An 18,120-nucleotide genomic window follows, 5' to 3' on the forward strand; every position below is an offset into this window, starting at 1 on the left:
TATATATAATATAAATATATTTTTTTTAAAGTTTCATATCATGGAAAATTCAACTAAAATTCGCTTGCAAAAATATTTAAGTTCATTAGGTATATGCTCAAGAAGAGAATGCGAGCAATTACTTTTAAATAAAAAAATTATTGTTAATGATAAAATTGCAAGTTTAGGTATAAAAGTAAACGAAAGAGATGAAATAATTGTTAATGGAAAAAAAATAATAAATCATAATGTTTCACAAAAATATGATTATATTTTGCTTAATAAACCTAAAGGCTATATATGTACTTTAAAAGATCCACAAGGGCGTAAAACAATTTATGATTATATTGGATTAAATAAATATCTTTATTCAATCGGAAGACTAGATTATAATTCAACTGGAATTATAATATTAACAAATGATGGTGCTTTTGCTAATTTAATGACTCATCCGTCAAGCAATGTTGAAAGAGAATATATAGCAAAACTTGAAAAAGATTTATCAACTGAAGACCTAAATTATTTAAATAGCAAAAATTTCATTTTAAATGGTAAAAAATCAATTCAAAAAGTTAATAAATTAAGAGATAAAATTTATTCAATAAATATAAATGAAGGAAGAAACCATCATATCAAAAATTTGTTTTTAGCTATAAATAATTTTGTAATTAGTTTACATAGAAAAAAATATGGGATTTTTAATGATGAAGATTTAAAAATCGGTGAGTGAAAAATTTTGGAAGATAATGAAATTAAAACTCAAAAAAAGCTATTAAAAAATAACGAATAGCTATTTTATTTTTAAGTTTAATTTTTTGATAGCTTCTAAAATATTAATATCATTAAATTCCATTGAATGATTTTTATTTAAAATTAGATTTAAATTATTTGGACTAATTTCAAATTTTGCATATTTGTCTCAATTGTTAAAATCATCACTATGAATAGCTATTGTTTTATCAATATCATAATTTATGTTTTTTAAGTCATTAATATTTGCTGTAAATAATAATGAAAAATTAAGTTTTGTAGCCAAGTCATATGCTTTTTCAACATGATATCCAGATGCTAAAATAGTATATGGAAGTTTAGACTTTAATAAGAAGAATGAAATATCTTTATTTTTTTCTAAATTAAGATTAATAATTTTTTTCTCATTAGTGAAATTTGAAACTATTAGCGAAGGAGTTTTATTATTTTCATTTAGAATTTTTTCAAAAGAATTTATAATGTCTTTATTAAAGTAAGTTTGATAAACATTAAAGTTTCTTAAATTTTCAATTGAATAATTATTATTATCAACATTATTGTTCATTAATATGTATATAGGAGATATGTTTTGTAATTTAGCAAAATTAAGTGCTGGAATAAAATATTTAGCATTATTAATTGTTGAAGATATTATAGGTCTAAAGTTTGAATGTAAAGCAATACCATTTGCAAGATCACCAATAGATAAATATCTATTGCCAATTAAAAATTTTGAGGTATTACGATTATTAGATGCATATGAATTTGAATTTGTGTCAATATGAGTAATTCGATTTTGGTCGGGTGACATAAAAATTATATTTTCGAATTTTTCAGAGATATTATTAATTATTTTAGTAAAAATATTTTCTTTATTTTCTCAAGTAATATCATTTAAGTTAATTTTTATAGATTCATTTAAAAATGTATTAAGCTTAGAAGTCATAATCCATGATTTATATTTTTTATTTATTCTAAGATTAATATTATCTTTGTATAAATCTTTAATAGATTTATATGTTTCAAAATTGTCACTTTTCTTAAAAAGCAGCATATCCTTTAGATCAGATATATCATCGTTATTTAAATAATTATCAAAAGCAATATTATTATTTTCATATATAGTATCTTCAGCAAAAATGGTATTTATTTTAATGAATAAAGGTTTAGAATTAAATTTTGTTCTTTTTAAAACATTATTTAATTTTGATACTGAATTATTAATCTCAATAAATTTAAATTTTTTTGCTTTATATTCATTTTTCAAATTTACATTATTCACTGTTTTTGAAAATGAATCATATTGAATCCCATTCGAGTTACATAAAATTATTAACTTATTTAATTTAAATGTTCCTGCCAATGATAATGCCTCTTGTACATAACCATTTTGAAGATCACGTTCGTTACATAAAATGTATGTTTTATGGTTGATTTCATCAAATTTTTGTGACAAAATTGATTCTGCAATTGCCATCCCGATGCCGATAACAATATTTCTGGATGAATCATCTACATTTGTTTCTAAATTAATTTTTAAGTTTTTGTCAGCATTAACTTTGCAAATTCCTTGAGTTGCATAATTTTCTAAATCAAATTTAGTTAAATTTCCGATTATTCTTTGTATAGAATAAAATGCAGGTAAAAAAGCATTTGTTGACAAGATGAATCTATCTCTATTTATTCAAGATGGATCCTTAGGATTAAAAATTAAATTATAACAAAATAAAGTGTGAAGAATTTTTGCCACACTAATTGATGATGCTCAATCACCTTTTTGCACTTTTGATGTAATTGCACAGGAATTAATTTTTATACTATCAATACATAAGTTGTCAAGTTTTTTATTTATCTTTGTCATTGTTAGCCTTCATAAATTAAATTAATATTAATTGGTTTAGTGTTAATTAATGACAGTGTTTTTTGTTCAATTAAAAAAATTATTTTTTTAATTAAAAACGAAAAATTTTCAAAATTATTTATTTTGTAATGGAATGAAATTTCAACATTTGTATGCGAATTATTTAATTTAACTTCAATGTCTTTTAGTATTTCAACATCATTTTTAATTTCTTTAAAAACTTCATTAATTTCATTTTTGATTACTGTCGTTTCTACTTTGTAATTCAAATTCATCTTTGTATTAATAGTAACATAATCATTGTTTATTTTATTATTAAGCTCTTCCGACATATTTTCCAGTTTCAGTTGATACTAAAACAACTTCTCCCTCTTTAATAAATAGTGGAGTTTCAATTACATAATTTGTTTCTAAGGTTACTTTTTTTGTTGCAGTTTGAGCGGTATTTCCTCTAACAGCATCTGGTGCGGATACAACTTTTAGTTCAACATTTGCAGGAAGTTCGATATCTAAAACTTCACTTTCAAATTTTCTAACTTGAACTTTTTGACCTTCTTTTAAGAAATTAAGTTCTCATTTAACATTATCAACAGGAATTTCAATTTGTTCAAATGTTTCTTGGTCCATCAAAATAATATTATCACTCGCATTATATAGATAATCCATATTTATTTTATCAATCATTGCTTTTTCAACTTTTTCACCGCCAGTAAAGGACTTAATAGTTATTGAACCATTTCTTAAATCTTTTGCTTTAACTTTAACATTTGCTTGGCCTCTACCTTGTTTTGAATGTGAAGCTTCAATAACAACGTAAATGTTATTATCATATTTAAAGGTAAAGCCTGGCCTTAAATCATTAACACTAATCATAATTCTCCTTATTTTTAAATAAAAATATAATAAAGCATTATAAATTAATTTATCTATTTTTTGTTAAAATTCAAATATGATAATTAATAATATTGATAACTTTAAACAAAAAAAATTAACACCAAAAGAAGAAAAAATTTACTCAATCTTAATTAAAAAAATTAAAAATTGAATAATTCAAAAAGTTAATAGTGCAAACGTTAAAGGAATTAGTTTAGGAATTAGTGGAGGTATAGATTCAGCAACACTAGCAATATTAGCAAACGAAGCATTTCCTGAAACTTCATATTTTTATTACTTTAAAACTAAAGTTGATTCAAAAACTGAAAATGATATCCAAAAATTAGAAAAAAGATTAAATAAAAAAATTAAAACTATAGATTTAACCGAAGAGTTTAAAAATATTTCTAAAACACTAAAAATTAAGTCAATTTCTTCAAAATCGAATTTAAAATCAAGAATTTTTATGAGTTCATTATACGCACTTAGCGAGGAAAATAAAACTTTAGTTTTAGGAACTGATAATTTTGATGAGTATTATTTAGGCTTTTTTACAAAATTTGGAGATGGAGGATGTGATTTATTACCTTTTGCCAATATTAAAAAGCATGATGTTTATATGATTGCAGATATGATTGATGTTCCCCTAAGCATAATAAATAAAAAACCATCAGCAAATCTGTGTTCGAATTTGGATGATGAAAAACAACTTGAATTTTCATATTTTGATTTTGAACAATGATTAATTAATAAAAATTTAGTTTCAGATGAAATTTCAGAAAAAATATCTAAATGACATAACCACACGCAACATAAACGTGATTTAATTCCTAAAGGACCAAAAGTAAAATAGATTTCTTTTGTTTATTTATATTTTTTTAAGGTCTTTTTGATTATTAAAAATCTTTTCGCTAATTTTAATATTAAAAATAATAAATTATTGATTCCAATTCAATTTTTAATGTTAAAAATATTTTTTTGTTTTGTTTTTTTAGCAATAATATTAAATATTGAGTATGTTTTTAATTTATTAATAAAATTAATAAATAAAGAGTTTAAATTTTTAGGATTATCTCGCAAATCTATTAATATTTGTTTAATATTGAATTTAATTGTTCTTTGATCTTTTCCAATCATTTCATCTTGATTAATATTTAATGTAATTGTTTCATAAATAAATTCTGTTGTTTTATTGATTAAATTATCACTTGATATTTCAATAAATAATTTGTCCAATAAATAAAGCATTTTATATTTATTATTTATAATTCAGTGTTTTCAAAACTCATCATATGATTTTAATGGTGAATATAGAAGCGAATGATTAGTTATACTTTCAACTAAATAATTTGTTATTTCGATGAATGAATTTAAAGATGCCAAATAATTTCTGATTTTTTTATAGTGAGCATTAAGTTTGAAACCATAAATATATTCAAGAATATCAGTTTCTAAACTATCTCTAACAAAAAGATTTGTTAATAATTTAAATTCTTTAATGTTTTTTTCAATTACTTTTGAATCAAATATTTGTTTAACAACGTCATATGATATTTTTTGATCATTTTGCAATATATTTTTTAATGTTGATTTAAAAATAAATAATGTAATATATGATGTTCCGAGTTTATTTAATTTAAGATTTAAATCATTTTGAAGTTTAAATAGAATTTTTTCAAGCTTACCATTTTTTAAAAATAACAAAATTAAATCTTTTACTTTTTGTTCATCATCCAAAAATAATAATAATTTTTGTATCGATTTATATGCATCCATTTTATTAATAAATTTTAATTCAACTCATTTTTTAATTAAATAGCATATGTCTTTCTTATAATACCTTACATAGTTTTCTATATAAGGTGCAATTTTTAAATATGATGATAGATAATTTTGGTATTTATTTTCTAAATTATTTGATTTTAATAAATTAAAATTAATATTTTGACCATATATATTGGCAAATAATTCAAAATTATTTGTTTTTTTAGCAAAAGGCGAAACAAATGAATCAAGACCATTTTTTCAATAATTTTCATTGTAATCAAATAAATATTTATTATAAAAATTCTTTGAATGAATTTGGTAATTAAATTCTTCTTTATCTAAAAATAACTTAACAAATAAATCCATTGCAATTTTTTTATAGCCTTTTTCAGTCGGGTTCATTGAAAAGATATTTTCAGCTAAAAAATTATTATTTTCATTTCAATAATAAACGTCATAAGTATTAATATAGTTTATTTGTGTAGCATTAGCAACTTCTCTTTCTAATTGAGAAAATTTTTCGAAAGTATAATCATATAAAGAAAAATTAAGCTTTTCATTATAAATATAGAATATTTCAGAGAAAGCTTTATTTATTTTGATAAATGGTTTAACATATGGAATTAAAATTATGTATGATTTCGATGATAATGATTTAATGGTTTTTATAAGTTTAATATAATTATTTTTAATATCTAAAAATATCTTATCTAAATCAACAATAATATCATTTATGATTTGCTCATAATCAACATTTTTATCCTTAAGTAAATTAATTTTAAAATAAGGAAATTTTTCAATTAAATCATTAAGCCCTAATGTAATTGTAATTAAATTTGCTTCACTAATTTTTTTATTAACAATTTTAAAATCATTTTTAGCAATGTTCCAATTGTTAAAATATGATGAAAAGAAATTATTAAATGGATTTGTAACGTTTCAATCAGAAGTTTGAGTAAAGTCAATAATATTTTGATAATTAGTTAATTTATGTTTATCATGTTCTGCTAATGCTATTCAAAAATTTATATTTGATAAAGGAAATGATAAATTATCAAAACTTTTAAGATTGAAAGATGAATATTTTTGTAAATAATTAGCGAAGAAACTTGGATAGCTTAATCCAGTTATTTCATTATCTTTTAGATTACCATTTGAACAAAAACCAAATTTTGAATTATGTCCGGCTGAAAATGAATCTCCAATTGCAACATAATTAATTTCATCTAATTTATAATTTTGTTTATTTCCTAATATATAAAATTTATTTAGTATTTCTTTAATCATAATTATCCAATTTTTATTTAGTCGTAAATTATATTATCAATATTTTTAAAATATTGTAACAATAATTTAATAGATTTATTTAAATCTATTTCATTTCCTGCTTTTAAAATTTTATTTCTTCTTGCATATTGATTTATTTCTGCAAAAATTTGTTCTTCATCGAATGATGGTGCTAAATTAATTTTTTCTAAAACTCATTTGTTAGTTTTAGATAATAATTTATAAATTTCAACAATTACTTCATTTAGATTTAATGCATCAATCCGGATTGAGTCTACTATTGCAAGTTTTGCTCCGACATCATCATTACCTAATTTAGGCATTAATATTCCAGGCGTGTCTAGTAATAAATATTTATTACAATTAATTCATTGCTCCGATTTTGTAATTCCCGGAATATTACCTACTTTAGCAACTCTTGAATTAGCTAATGCATTAATTAAAGTACTTTTACCTATGTTAGGTATTCCTAATACCACACATTTTAACGGTGGAGTTAACTTGTTTTTTAATTTATTTTTTTCATCAAATAATTTATAAATATTATTTATTTTAGAATTAATTTTTAAAATGCTTTTTTTATCTTTTAAATTACTTAATATTACTTCACCCATTTTCTGATATTGCGGAATAAATGCATTAATTTTATCTTTATTAGTTTTATCTGCTTTATTAAAAATAAACAAAATTGGTTTTTTATTTGCAATTTTATATATTTCAGGATTAAAACTAGTCAACGGAAGACGAGCATCAAGTAAAATTATAAAAAGGTCAAAAACTTTTTGTTTTTCTTTAAGTTCTCTTAGGCTTTTAGCCATATGTCCAGGGAATCAATTAATCATAATAACCTACTATTTTAATATAAAATCTTTGCCTTTTTGAACTTCAAATTTAGACAAATTTTTAAAATTAGTTTGTCTTAAAACTTCAAATAGTACTATTGCAACTGAATTTGCTAGATTCAAACTTCGACAATTTTCATTCATAGGAATTCTTAAACAATTTTTAACGTTTTGTTGCATTATTGATTTTGGAATTCCTGTACTTTCAGTACCGAACATAATTCATAATTCATCTTTTTCATTTAATTCAGCATTAAAATTGGTGTCTGAATAAACATTAAACCCATATCTTGTAATGTAATATATATTTTTTTGTCCATATTTTTCATTAAATTCAAAATATGTATTATGAATTTCATGTTGTATTTCACTTAAAAAATGACCTGCTGCATATCTTTTTAATCAATGTGGATGCAAATCAAAAGCAATTGGTTTAATAATATGTAATTTTGCTTTGCTTGCAAAACAAGTCCTAATAATATTTGCAGTATTTGGCCCTATTTCAGGTTGATATAATATTATATTAATCATAATTTAATAATTATACATTAATGAATTAAGTAATATTTACTAATAAATATTATAATTAGTAAGTTATGCAAACGAAAAAATACTATTGCGACATTCTTGGTGTATCTGATAAAGCAAGTATGTCAGATATTAAAAAAGCATATTTTAAACTTGCAAATTTATATCACCCGGATAAAAATAAATCTCCAGAAGCGGAAACCAAATTTAAACAAGTAAATGAAGCATATGAAGCGATAAGAAATAATAAATTTTTAGATGAATCTGGATTTTATATGCCAGATCCTGAGGAAAATAACAATCCTTTCACTAATCAAAATATGCTTGATCCAAATGAGGTGTGAATCCCTTATGAAAGAGAAAATGGAATTTATATAGATTTTTTTGCTATAGCTGATTTAGAATATATTAATAATAGTGAAGAAATTATATATTTCATGAAAGATCAATATACTTATTTAGCAAAAACACATGGACGAAATAATCCATATGTTCAATGATTTGCTAAAATGACAATCATTGCAAGTTATATTTTTAAAAACCCAAATTATGCAGAAAGATACTTTGAAACATGACTTCATTTTGCAAATCCATATGATTACAAGATTAGTTTATATACATTGCATAATTTAAATAAATCGATGTCTAAAAATAAGATTAATGAATATGTTCAAAAAACTATTCAAAGTTTAGATGGCATGAGCGGAGTTTATTTTGATGGATTACGAAAATCGTTAAATGATGTTCAAGAAATTTTATTAAATGATGATAATAGAAAAAAATATAATATTAATTTACAAAATGTATATAGTAATGATGAACAATTTATTCAAACAAAATCATTAATCAATAAAAAAAGCATTATATTAATTTCAACACTATCTGCAATTATGATTATTTCGATTTTAATTGCAACAATTTTGTGAATTAAAGCTGCTTCTATTGTAATTTCTTAGTTTTATATGATAAAAATTATAGTATGTTTGTAACCTAAAATAAAACTATTTGTATATTTATAACATTTTTTAGAAAATAAAAAAATCTCATAATTTTATATTATGAGTCTAATTTTTTTACATTTATGAGATCTATATATTTAAACTTTAAGTCAGATTTATTTTCTAATGTTTAAATCTTTAATAGTTTTAATATATAATTCGTAATCAACATCTTTCAAGTGAGATAATAATGCTTTACGATGATTAACTTTAGACATAAAACCTCTCATTGAGTGAATGTCTTTTTTATTTTTTTGAAAATGTAGTTTTAGATTTTCAATATCTTCAGTTAGTATTGCAATTTGAACTGGTAATGCGCCAGTATCTTTAGCATTTTTACCATATTTTTTAACTAATTCTAGTTTTTTTTGTTTAGTTACCATTTTTTTCCTTTCATAACATAGCAATAATCATAATTATTACCAAGAAATAAATTTTTTTATATTATACAATGAAATAATATTAATATAACTTTTTTATATTGATTCTAGATATTTTTTAGCTATTTTTAGATCTTCATCATTAATATTATCATTTTGTTTAGCGTCTATATATCTAATAGCTCCTAAAAATTCAGTATAAATTTCTTGATGTTTTGATGGGATAGTTGTTATATCAAATAAATATAATTTATTATCATTTGAATATTTTGATATTAAACATAAACCGTGATATTCAATGTCTTTTATAATAGCATTTACTACATAAATTCCTGATTTAATTTTGATTATGTTTTCAGGTAAATGAAAGATAAATTTATCCGCCTTAATAATGAGAGCATATTTTTCTAATAGTAGTTCATTTGCATAATTAATATTTCCTTCAGAAATTAATTCTTTAATTAAATGAGTTGAAATCTTGGAATGATTTACTTTCTTTTCACTTGCAACATGTACGTTAAAATGCTTCTTCAATTTTGAAATATCGCCTTGATGGTTGAACCCGAAACGATAATCTTGCCCACATATTATTGTTTTTATGTTCATTTTTTTTAATTCTTCAATAAATTTATTATCTGAAATATTAATTATTTCTTTATTTGGTGTAATTATAAAAACATAGTCAAAATCTAAATTAGCTAAAATGTATAATCTAACTTTAAGTTGTAATAACTTTTTTTCAATTACTTCATTATTTTTAATCGAATTAGCAAAAATGCTAATAGCTAATTTCGAATTAGGATTATCATTTTTGTAGCTTTTAGCAAGTTTAAATAATTCATTATGACCTAAATGCAATGATTCAAATCCGCCTAAGCAAAGTATTAAATTATCATTTGTATTAAGTTTTTCATTTAGATTTCAATTAAAAATTTTCATAATTAAATTTTAGTTGATTATTAATAATAAAATCCTTTTTCACGTAATTTAAAATAAGGACCATCTTCAGTAACGGGTAAGCATATTTCTTTAGCTGCATTTTTAGTTACATCTTCGCCATTCCCCATTGCAATCCCAAGTCCAACCGACTTAAGCATTTCAATATCATTTTCAGCATCGCCAAAAGCAACCATCTCTTCCATTGAACAATTTAATAATTTTGCAAGGGTTTCTAAACTTGTAGCTTTAGTAATTCCTTTTGCAGAGATAAAAACACCACCATTTCATTCTGCTAATACTCATAGATCTAGTTTTTCTCTAATAAAAAAATCTGTTAATTTTAAGGCAAGTTCATGTGGTTCTTTTGTCGATATAGTAATTAAATAGTTTTTGTCGTTTTGCTTTTCGAATTCATCAACAGAAATAAAATTCTTTTTAAATGGTTTATAAAATCAATGATCTATATTAAATAGTTCATTATAATATCCTCATTTATCACCAACAAACGAGAAAGGCAATTTATTTTTAATGGCAAATTGATGAAATTTTTTAAAATCATCATATTTAATTGTTTTCTCAAAGACATATTCTTTTGTTTTTAAATCAAGAATAAATGTTCCATTCGCACCAACAAAATAATCAACATAAGGATTATCAATTTGTTTTCCAATAGTAAAAATATCTCTTCCGGAGCATAAAACATTAATATAACCATTTGCTTTTAGTTTTTCAAACATTTCAACCATTCTTGGGCTTAAATCTTGAACGCCAAATGGTAATAAAGTCCCATCTACATCAAATACAATAACTTTATATTTTGTCATTACAATCACCTTTATTTTTTTTGATAATTGCCTCTAGTTGGGGATAAAAAATTTTGGTAAATCTAAATACACCAAATTCAATTAGTCCATATGCAATTATTTGTTTTTTGAACATAAATAATATATTGGTATTTATGTTGCAATATTTATTTTTGAATATTTCTTTCTTATTAAGAATGTTATATAAATCTTCAATATTCAAGCTTATTAATTTTACATTAAAAAGCTTTTTAAAATTATTTATTTTTTTATTTTTGAAATTTTTTATTTTTATGTTCCCAATTGAATATCGATATAGATTTGTAACAATTGCATCTGTTTTTAATGTTAATCCTAAGTCATGAACTAAACTTCGAATATAAGTTCCTTTAGAAACATTGCATTTAAAAATAAAAGTTTGATTTTTTATATTAAATGAAATAAGCCTTAATCATTTAATATCAATATTTATTGATTTTAAATTAATTTCTTTATTTTTTCTAGCATATTCATATGCTCTAATTCCATTAATTTTTTTAGCGGAAAAAATCGGAGGAATTTGAGTTTTAGTTTTTTCTAATGCTCTTAATGCTTTAAGTAAAGCTTTTTTAGTTATAGATATATTGTTATTTAATTTTGAAACTTCACTTCCTTCATCATAACTTGGTGATGAAAAATGAAGTTTTACACTTACTTTATAGCATTTATAATTTGAGTAAATATAATCTATTAACTTAGTGTGTTCATTAGTTGCTACAATTAATAAACCTGAAGCTAAAGGATCTAATGTTCCACAATGTCCAATTTTTAAAATATTATTTTCATTTGCAAATTTTTTTATTTCATTAAATGATGAAATATTTTTTGGTTTATTAATTGCATAAAACATATATCCTTCTTTAAAAAAAATTATGTTTATAAATAAACATAATTACGGTAATTTAATATATGGTGCGCGAGGAGGGACTTGAACCCTCACGCCGGAAAGCATTAGTGCCTAAAACTAACGTGTCTGCCAATTTCACCACTCGCGCAATGGTGCCGTCTATAGGACTTGAACCTACGACCTACTGATTACAAGTCAGTTGCTCTACCAGCTGAGCTAAGACGGCATAAAACATTTAAATTATATATAAAAATTATCTTTTATAAAAATATTATGTAATTTACTTTATATATTTATAACAAATCTCATTTAATTTATCCGCTTTTTTTAAAATATATTTTATTTTAGAAAGGTGGATTTTTATGATTGTTAAAATTGTAAAAAATACATTAAATGATTATGAAAACTATCGAATTGTTCTAATTACTTATATAGAAAAATATATAAATGAAAACGCTTCGCTTATAGCAACAAATATAATATTTCACTAAAACAGTTTATCGCATTAAGAAACGATAAAAAAGCTAACATCTAATAGATGTCAACTTTGTAAAATTATTTTGTACAATTTTGAATCTTCTTAAAAAATGTATGAAACGATGATTCTTTGTGGTTATTTAAATATTCATTAATTTCTTGTTTTGTTGAATAACCTTTAAATCTAACTTTTTCATTAGGAGAAGCGCTAACTAAAGCAATTGATAAAGTTAAATCATCTGATATTAATTTTTCTTTTTTCTCGGCAATATATTTTTCGTAAGCTTTTAGTAAATTATTTATTTTACCATTATTACTATGATCATCATTGTCTTGTTTTACTTCAATAATTAGTTGATGTGTTTTATATTTAATTATAATGTCAGGAAATGAATTTTTAATTTCATATTCATTTTCATAATATTCATAATTAATACCATGAAATGTAGGATTTTTAGTTCAAATTTTTACTTCTTCATTAAATTTATTAGGTTCATCAATGTAGTCTACATATAATTCTTTAAACTCATCTTTAATTTTATTTAATAAGAACTGTTCGGGATTACTATCCAAATAATGCTTATTGCTTTTATTGTCACTATTTACATATGCGTAATTAAGTTCTTTTTCAGTTGTTTTAATATCGCTACTATCTAACATATCTATAAAGTTGCTTGTATTTCATTGGTATGAATTAGATGGAAGCTTTTTAACATCGATAAGTTCAAATTCTTGCAAGTCTTGATTTTCTTTTTTTCTAATATCTATTGCTTTTTTATGGAGTTTTTTAATGTCATTTAAATAACATTTAAAAATAGCATATCAAATTAGATTTCTTGAATATTTCTCATTATCATTGTCTAATATATTTCACCATTTATCAATTGCAGAGTTAATATTATTAATTGTCGTTTTACTTATATAGTTTTGATTGATTTTATACATTTCATTTATATACATTTCTAATTCAATAGCATTTCTTAAAGACTTTTTTTCTCTTTCAACATAATTTCCATTATTATCTTTAATTTGCTCTTTTTCAGCAATTAATTTATGGATTTTATTGTATTCATTTTCTAATTCATCATGAATATAATTTAAAATTTGTTTTTTGTCAATTAATGCAAGAATTTCATGATTATATTTTTCATTATTCGCAGTTTCTTTTAGAATATTTCTATTTATTTGACCATTGTAAAATTTAAAGTCTTCAATATCTTTTTTAAATTTATCTTGCAATATATAGTAACTTCATTCTCGATTACTTTTTTCATAGTTCGAATAAACATAATAATTTTTAGAAATTGAATTTGGATTTATTTTCATAAGCTCATCGTCTGGAAAACTAGGATTAGGGTTTCTCCTAATTCTACCAACTATTTGTACATTTAAAGTATCCGATGAAACATTTCTAAGTTGTACCAGCATACAAGCTCTTGGGATATTTCAACCAGTAGCGGGCCCAATTTTAAAAATAATGACATCAATATCAGAATTATTTTGTGAAATTGATTTTAAGTCAATTTTTTCTCTAATATTTGTTAGTTCAAATTTATTTGAGGATTTGTCATCACCAAAATAAATTGCATATGTTAAACCATGACTTTTTATTATTGAAATAATTTGATTAATTTCCTCATCAAATTGGTTGTCAGTTATTTCGCTGCTATGTTTATTTCTAACTTGAATTAGCATCGCAGGATTTATACCAATTAATGAAGGCTCATTTACTTTATCAATATATTTTGATTTAATTTCCTTGAATTTAGTGCAGGCGATTTCTAAAATATCTTTGTTCGAAAGAATATTAACATTTAAACTTTTAATATCCTCATTTTGACAATAATTTGGTTTTAAAAGTTTAATGTTGTCTTGCTCTAAATCTTTATCAGTAATAACAATTTGTTTAAATTGCTTGTTATTTGGTGTTGCAGTCATTTTAATAACATATTGAGCAATTTGCTGCATTTTAGCTTCAAATTTAATTGCTTCGTCTTTTGTAGATGCAATTTGTTTATCATTTTCCACATTATCATTATATAAATCAAGATATTTAGATTTTGTAATATTGGTTTCGCCACCATAATGTGCTTCATCTCTAATATAAATAAGTTTATATTCTTCATTTTTAATTTGATCAATAAATGCATCGAATACACCTTCTTCAGTGAAAATTTTCTTTTTTCCAAAAGATGATGTACCAAAAATTAACACTTTATTTTTATCTGCAATAATTGAATAAACAGTGTCAGATTTACTACTACTTTTTGAATTTGAAGGAGAATCAACTTTTTCTATATTTAGATATGCACCAAAATCAAGATAATGCTTATAGTCATTTAGATTATTTTCCATTTGTTTTGGAAGTTCAGCAGATGATAATGTTGCAATTACAAATAATAATTTTTCACCAAAATATTTTTTTGTAATGTCATTAATCACATTAGCTATCATAAATGTTTTGCCAGAGCCGGTAGGTGCTTTAAAATAGACAATATTTTTGTTATTTGGATCAAATTCATTAACTAGTTCATTAACTGCATTTTGTTGAGTATTAGTTAGTTTCATTGGTGTCACCAATCTTTTCAAAAACAATGTTTATATATTTATTTTTAATGTTATTACAGTTATTTTCTAGAAAAGAAATGAAATCTAAAAAATCATATTTTTCACCGTTATATCCTAATTCTGATTCAAGATTTTTATTAAATATTAAGCAATTCTTTATGCATGACTTGATTAAATATTGATTTAATATTTTGTGGGTTTCGTTATTCTCATCATCTTTGTCAAAAACACAGATTACATTATTGGAGACTTGCTTGAATATTTCTAAAAAAACAGGCATTATGCTTTTTCCGAAGGTTTTAAAAATCGAATAATCATCAAATTCTTCATTGTTGCTTAATCAATTTAAAAATATTTCGTCATTTAATCCTTCACAAATAATAATTTTTTTTGCAAACAAAGCATTAAAAAAATCATATTTATGGTTGCTAATTATATTTTTTTCGATTAATTTTAAATCATAGTAAGATTTAGCTTTTGAATTGATAATTTTGTTATCATCCTTAGATTTAATTATTTTTTCTTCAATATTTTTATCTTTAATTAAAGAATCAATTGCCATTTCTAGATTTATTTTTTTAGTTGCTCATTCTTTTTCATTTTTCTTTCTTTTTTCATTTATTATTTCAATATCATCAATTTTCAAATTAAGAAAAGATAATAATTTTGGTGAATGAGTTGCAATATAAATGTTTTTGCCAGACTTTAGCAAAGTATTTAATTTGTAGGCTAATATTTTTAATAAATTAGGTTGCATATATTTTTCAGGTTCATCAAGAAAAATATTATCTTTATTGAAATCTAATACAAGATCAAGAAGCAATAACATTTTTTGTCCGCTTCCCATTAAATCTAATATTTTTGTGTCTATCGTAAACATATCTTTTAAAGAAAGTTCGTTTTTAAATTTAATTAGATCCAATTCAGTCGTGCTTTCATTCAATTTTAAAATGTTATCTACTATTTTTTTAATTTTTTCTTTTTTAGTATCAATACTTTTTTTACCTTCTTCTAATAATTGATTTTTTACAATATTCAAATTATCATTATTAAACAATTCATTTAAAAAGTAATCAGTTGATGTACTATTGTTTAATGGCTTAAGTTCATTGGTTAACAAAATTTCAGACTCCAAAAAGATTGATGAATTCTTCTTGTTATCATATTCCACATTCAATTTTTTTGTTTTTCCATACCCATTTGGGCCAATATAAATTGTTAATTTTCCGCGCATTTATTTACCTACCTTTAAAATTGGCTTTAATGACAACAGATCATAATAAATATCAACATTAAAATTTGCAGATGGTATTATTCCAAATTCTTCAATTTCTTTATTTAAAGCTTTTTTAATTTTAGCAATTGAATCATTATCATCTTTTTTTAATATTGAAGTATCATAATAATCAATACTAAACACATTTAAATTTTGTTTATATGGTTTATTTTTTTTAATTCATTCAAATGTTTCGTTATTTGCTCCAATACCATTATTAACTCTATATAGTCTTTCATAGCAAACATCATATCCAATGTTATTTTCATTATTGGTAACTAATGTATATGTACGTTTTCCACCATCTTCTTTATTTAATTCCATAACTGCATGTCCTGTCGTTCCTGATCCAGCATAAAAATCAAGAATTCGACAATCTTTAAATTTTCAAGTTTTTAAGTTTATCAAATATTTAATTAGCTGAACTGACTTTGGATTTGAAAAAGGTTTCAAACCGAAAAGGTTTTTCAGTGTTATCGATCCTAACCCACTAGATAAATTTATTATGCTTTTCGAAGATACTTTATTTTGATGGTTCACATAATATTTATTATCTTTGTAAATAACATCATTATCACTAATTGTTAAATATGTTTTTCTATAAATAGAAAAGTTATATTCATTTTTCGAAGATTTTTTTATTATAATGTTCTCTAAATTTTGGATTACTTTTTCATAGCTTCATTTTCAACGCCCTAGTTTTTGACCGTTTTTGGGAGGCCTGATTATTTGATAACCTTTTTTTAACAAATTATCATCATTTTTATAAATTGCAAGTTCATTATTTGAAGCCTTAGCTAGATTAATATCATAATCCATTAAAGGCACAATATCATTTGTTAGTGGATTATAATAAATTGTTCAACCTAAAAGTGGCCGACCATTTAGAGTTCCACTAATTCCGCCTCCCATTGTCATACCTGTTTCCACATAGTATCCATTTTTATCTTTTTTAATTTCTTTTTTTGAATCAAAGCTTGTTTTTAACAAATTATCAATTTTTTTTATATAGCAATGAATATAATCATGGTTTTTTTCTATGTTTTGAGCATCATTTTGTGCATTACTTTTATTGTGAATAATAGTACCTGCAAAATTTTCTTCTCCAAAAATTTCATCCATTAATACCTTTAAATACGCTTGTTCATTGTCGTCAATTGATACAAAAATTACTCCATCATCTTTTAGGAGTTGTTTTGCTAATCTTAAGCGTTCATTTAGCATATTTAGTCAGCCGTTACGACTAAATTTGTCGCGATAAACAAACTTTGATGGTGCTATATCTGATTTTTCATCTGCTAAATGGTTACCATCATCTTTTGCTGATTCTGTATTATAAGGAGGATCGATATAAATTACATCATAATATGCATCGCTACGCGATGAACTCTCTCTCTCTCTCTCTCTCTCTCTCTCTCTATAACCAATAGGTTTTTTAAAGCATCATAGTTTTCACCAATAATTAAAGTGTTTTCTATATTTGAAGTGTTTTCGTAATTTTTAAAAGATCTATTTTCGTCTTTTTTTAGTAAGGCGACACTTTGCTCATCTTCTTTTTGATATGTTGGTGCAACATCAAATGTAAAGCCGATTTTAATTCTTTGAATTAGCATTTGAAAAATATTTTGCAAGTCTTTTTCATCTGCCTTTTCTAAAATTTTCTTTGCAAGAATTTTTTGATCTTCGTTAAATGTAGCGGGTGCTAATTCATCAATTTTGTTGCAATAATTTTCTAATAAATTTTTTAACATAAATTAATCTCCTTATAATTAAATTTACTAATATATTATTATATGCTAAATATGTAATGAAATACGTTGAATATTAGATAAAAAACAAAAATCCATATGCTTTTGCATATGAATCTTTGCGAATAATAGATTAGAAATTATATTTCGTGAACTTT

At 22.9% G+C, this 18,120-nt stretch carries 18 protein-coding genes and 2 tRNA genes; 4 read left to right on the forward strand and 16 right to left on the reverse strand.

Going from position 1 to position 18,120, the window contains the following annotated elements:
- Positions 1-40 precede the first annotated feature (40 nt).
- Positions 41-769, forward strand: a complete 729-nt coding sequence (locus LQ356_RS02425) for a pseudouridine synthase (protein ID WP_405311270.1) — start codon at positions 41-43, stop codon at positions 767-769.
- On the opposite strand, the gene LQ356_RS02430 is transcribed toward LQ356_RS02425, so the two are convergent.
- From LQ356_RS02430 to efp, 3 genes are read right to left on the reverse strand one after another with little or no spacing between them, the layout of a single operon-like run.
- On the reverse strand, positions 770-2,590 hold the full coding sequence (locus LQ356_RS02430) for a hypothetical protein (RefSeq protein ID WP_405311271.1): 1,821 nt from the start codon (positions 2,588-2,590) through the stop codon (positions 770-772). It lies immediately after the preceding gene.
- 2 nt (positions 2,591-2,592) lie between these two features.
- Complete coding sequence (locus tag LQ356_RS02435; protein ID WP_405311272.1) at positions 2,593-2,922, reverse strand: MMB_0454 family protein; 330 nt, start codon at positions 2,920-2,922, stop codon at positions 2,593-2,595.
- Positions 2,906-3,463, reverse strand: a complete 558-nt coding sequence (efp, locus tag LQ356_RS02440; protein WP_405311273.1) for an elongation factor P — start codon at positions 3,461-3,463, stop codon at positions 2,906-2,908. Before efp ends, LQ356_RS02435 begins: the two co-directional genes overlap by 17 nt.
- Before the next feature lie 76 nt (positions 3,464-3,539).
- Between efp and nadE the strand changes: the two genes are divergently transcribed.
- Positions 3,540-4,316 carry an NAD(+) synthase gene (nadE, locus tag LQ356_RS02445; protein WP_405311274.1) on the forward strand — a complete coding sequence of 259 codons (777 nt, stop codon included), beginning with the start codon at positions 3,540-3,542 and terminating at the stop codon, positions 4,314-4,316.
- Positions 4,317-4,327: 11 nt separating this feature from the next.
- On the opposite strand, the gene LQ356_RS02450 is transcribed toward nadE, so the two are convergent.
- Genes LQ356_RS02450 through LQ356_RS02460 form a run of 3 tightly spaced genes read right to left on the reverse strand, consistent with a single transcriptional unit; the run spans position 4,328 to position 7,890 of the window.
- Positions 4,328-6,517 (reverse strand): SGNH/GDSL hydrolase family protein, encoded by a 2,190-nt coding sequence (locus tag LQ356_RS02450; protein WP_405311276.1) that lies wholly within the window; start codon positions 6,515-6,517, stop codon positions 4,328-4,330.
- Between the two features lie 17 nt (positions 6,518-6,534).
- Positions 6,535-7,359: a ribosome biogenesis GTPase YlqF gene (ylqF, locus tag LQ356_RS02455; RefSeq protein WP_405311278.1), complete on the reverse strand. Its 825-nt coding sequence runs from the start codon at positions 7,357-7,359 to the stop codon at positions 6,535-6,537.
- Positions 7,360-7,368: 9 nt separating this feature from the next.
- On the reverse strand, positions 7,369-7,890 hold the full coding sequence (locus LQ356_RS02460) for a tRNA (cytidine(34)-2'-O)-methyltransferase (protein ID WP_405311280.1): 522 nt from the start codon (positions 7,888-7,890) through the stop codon (positions 7,369-7,371).
- 65 nt (positions 7,891-7,955) lie between these two features.
- Here LQ356_RS02460 and LQ356_RS02465 point away from each other — a divergent pair, with 65 nt between their 5' ends.
- Complete coding sequence (locus LQ356_RS02465) at positions 7,956-8,843, forward strand: DnaJ domain-containing protein (protein ID WP_405311281.1); 888 nt, start codon at positions 7,956-7,958, stop codon at positions 8,841-8,843.
- Positions 8,844-9,001: 158 nt separating this feature from the next.
- On the opposite strand, the gene rpsO is transcribed toward LQ356_RS02465, so the two are convergent.
- The 6 genes from rpsO to LQ356_RS02495 form a co-directional block, all read right to left on the reverse strand.
- The gene (gene rpsO, locus LQ356_RS02470; RefSeq protein ID WP_405311283.1) at positions 9,002-9,268 is read right to left on the reverse strand and encodes a 30S ribosomal protein S15; all 267 of its coding nucleotides are present in this window, start codon (positions 9,266-9,268) and stop codon (positions 9,002-9,004) included.
- A 93-nt stretch (positions 9,269-9,361) separates the two neighbouring features.
- A complete protein-coding gene (locus LQ356_RS02475) occupies positions 9,362-10,204 on the reverse strand; it encodes an FAD synthase (RefSeq protein ID WP_405311284.1) in 843 nt (280 codons plus the stop codon).
- 20 nt (positions 10,205-10,224) lie between these two features.
- Positions 10,225-11,028: a YcsE-related riboflavin metabolism phosphatase gene (locus tag LQ356_RS02480; protein ID WP_405311285.1), complete on the reverse strand. Its 804-nt coding sequence runs from the start codon at positions 11,026-11,028 to the stop codon at positions 10,225-10,227.
- Positions 11,015-11,896 carry a tRNA pseudouridine(55) synthase gene (locus LQ356_RS02485; RefSeq protein WP_405311287.1) on the reverse strand — a complete coding sequence of 294 codons (882 nt, stop codon included), beginning with the start codon at positions 11,894-11,896 and terminating at the stop codon, positions 11,015-11,017. The genes LQ356_RS02480 and LQ356_RS02485 overlap by 14 nt, the downstream gene beginning before the upstream one ends.
- Before the next feature lie 60 nt (positions 11,897-11,956).
- A tRNA-Leu gene (locus LQ356_RS02490) sits at positions 11,957-12,041 on the reverse strand.
- A gap of 2 nt (positions 12,042-12,043) precedes the next feature.
- Positions 12,044-12,119 (reverse strand) — tRNA-Thr (locus LQ356_RS02495).
- A 136-nt stretch (positions 12,120-12,255) separates the two neighbouring features.
- On the opposite strand from LQ356_RS02495, the gene LQ356_RS02500 reads away from it, so the two are divergent.
- Entirely contained in the window at positions 12,256-12,384 is a 129-nt protein-coding gene (locus LQ356_RS02500; protein WP_405311289.1) for a hypothetical protein, read from the forward strand.
- Between the two features lie 64 nt (positions 12,385-12,448).
- Here LQ356_RS02500 and LQ356_RS02505 read toward each other — a convergent pair whose 3' ends face one another.
- Genes LQ356_RS02505 through LQ356_RS02520 form a run of 4 tightly spaced genes read right to left on the reverse strand, consistent with a single transcriptional unit; the run spans position 12,449 to position 17,965 of the window.
- A complete protein-coding gene (locus LQ356_RS02505) occupies positions 12,449-14,938 on the reverse strand; it encodes a DEAD/DEAH box helicase family protein (RefSeq protein ID WP_405311290.1) in 2,490 nt (829 codons plus the stop codon).
- Positions 14,925-16,172, reverse strand: coding sequence for a TOPRIM nucleotidyl transferase/hydrolase domain-containing protein (locus LQ356_RS02510; RefSeq protein ID WP_405311291.1), 1,248 nt, complete (start codon positions 16,170-16,172; stop codon positions 14,925-14,927). Before LQ356_RS02510 ends, LQ356_RS02505 begins: the two co-directional genes overlap by 14 nt.
- A complete protein-coding gene (locus LQ356_RS02515) occupies positions 16,173-17,642 on the reverse strand; it encodes a site-specific DNA-methyltransferase (RefSeq protein WP_405312175.1) in 1,470 nt (489 codons plus the stop codon).
- The gene (locus LQ356_RS02520; RefSeq protein WP_405311292.1) at positions 17,570-17,965 is read right to left on the reverse strand and encodes a type III restriction endonuclease subunit M; all 396 of its coding nucleotides are present in this window, start codon (positions 17,963-17,965) and stop codon (positions 17,570-17,572) included. The genes LQ356_RS02515 and LQ356_RS02520 overlap by 73 nt, the downstream gene beginning before the upstream one ends.
- Between the last annotated feature and the right edge of the window lie 155 nt (positions 17,966-18,120).

This window comes from Metamycoplasma faucium (genome assembly GCF_045160055.1).
Classification (GTDB): domain Bacteria; phylum Bacillota_I; class Bacilli_A; order Mycoplasmatales; family Metamycoplasmataceae; genus Metamycoplasma; species Metamycoplasma faucium.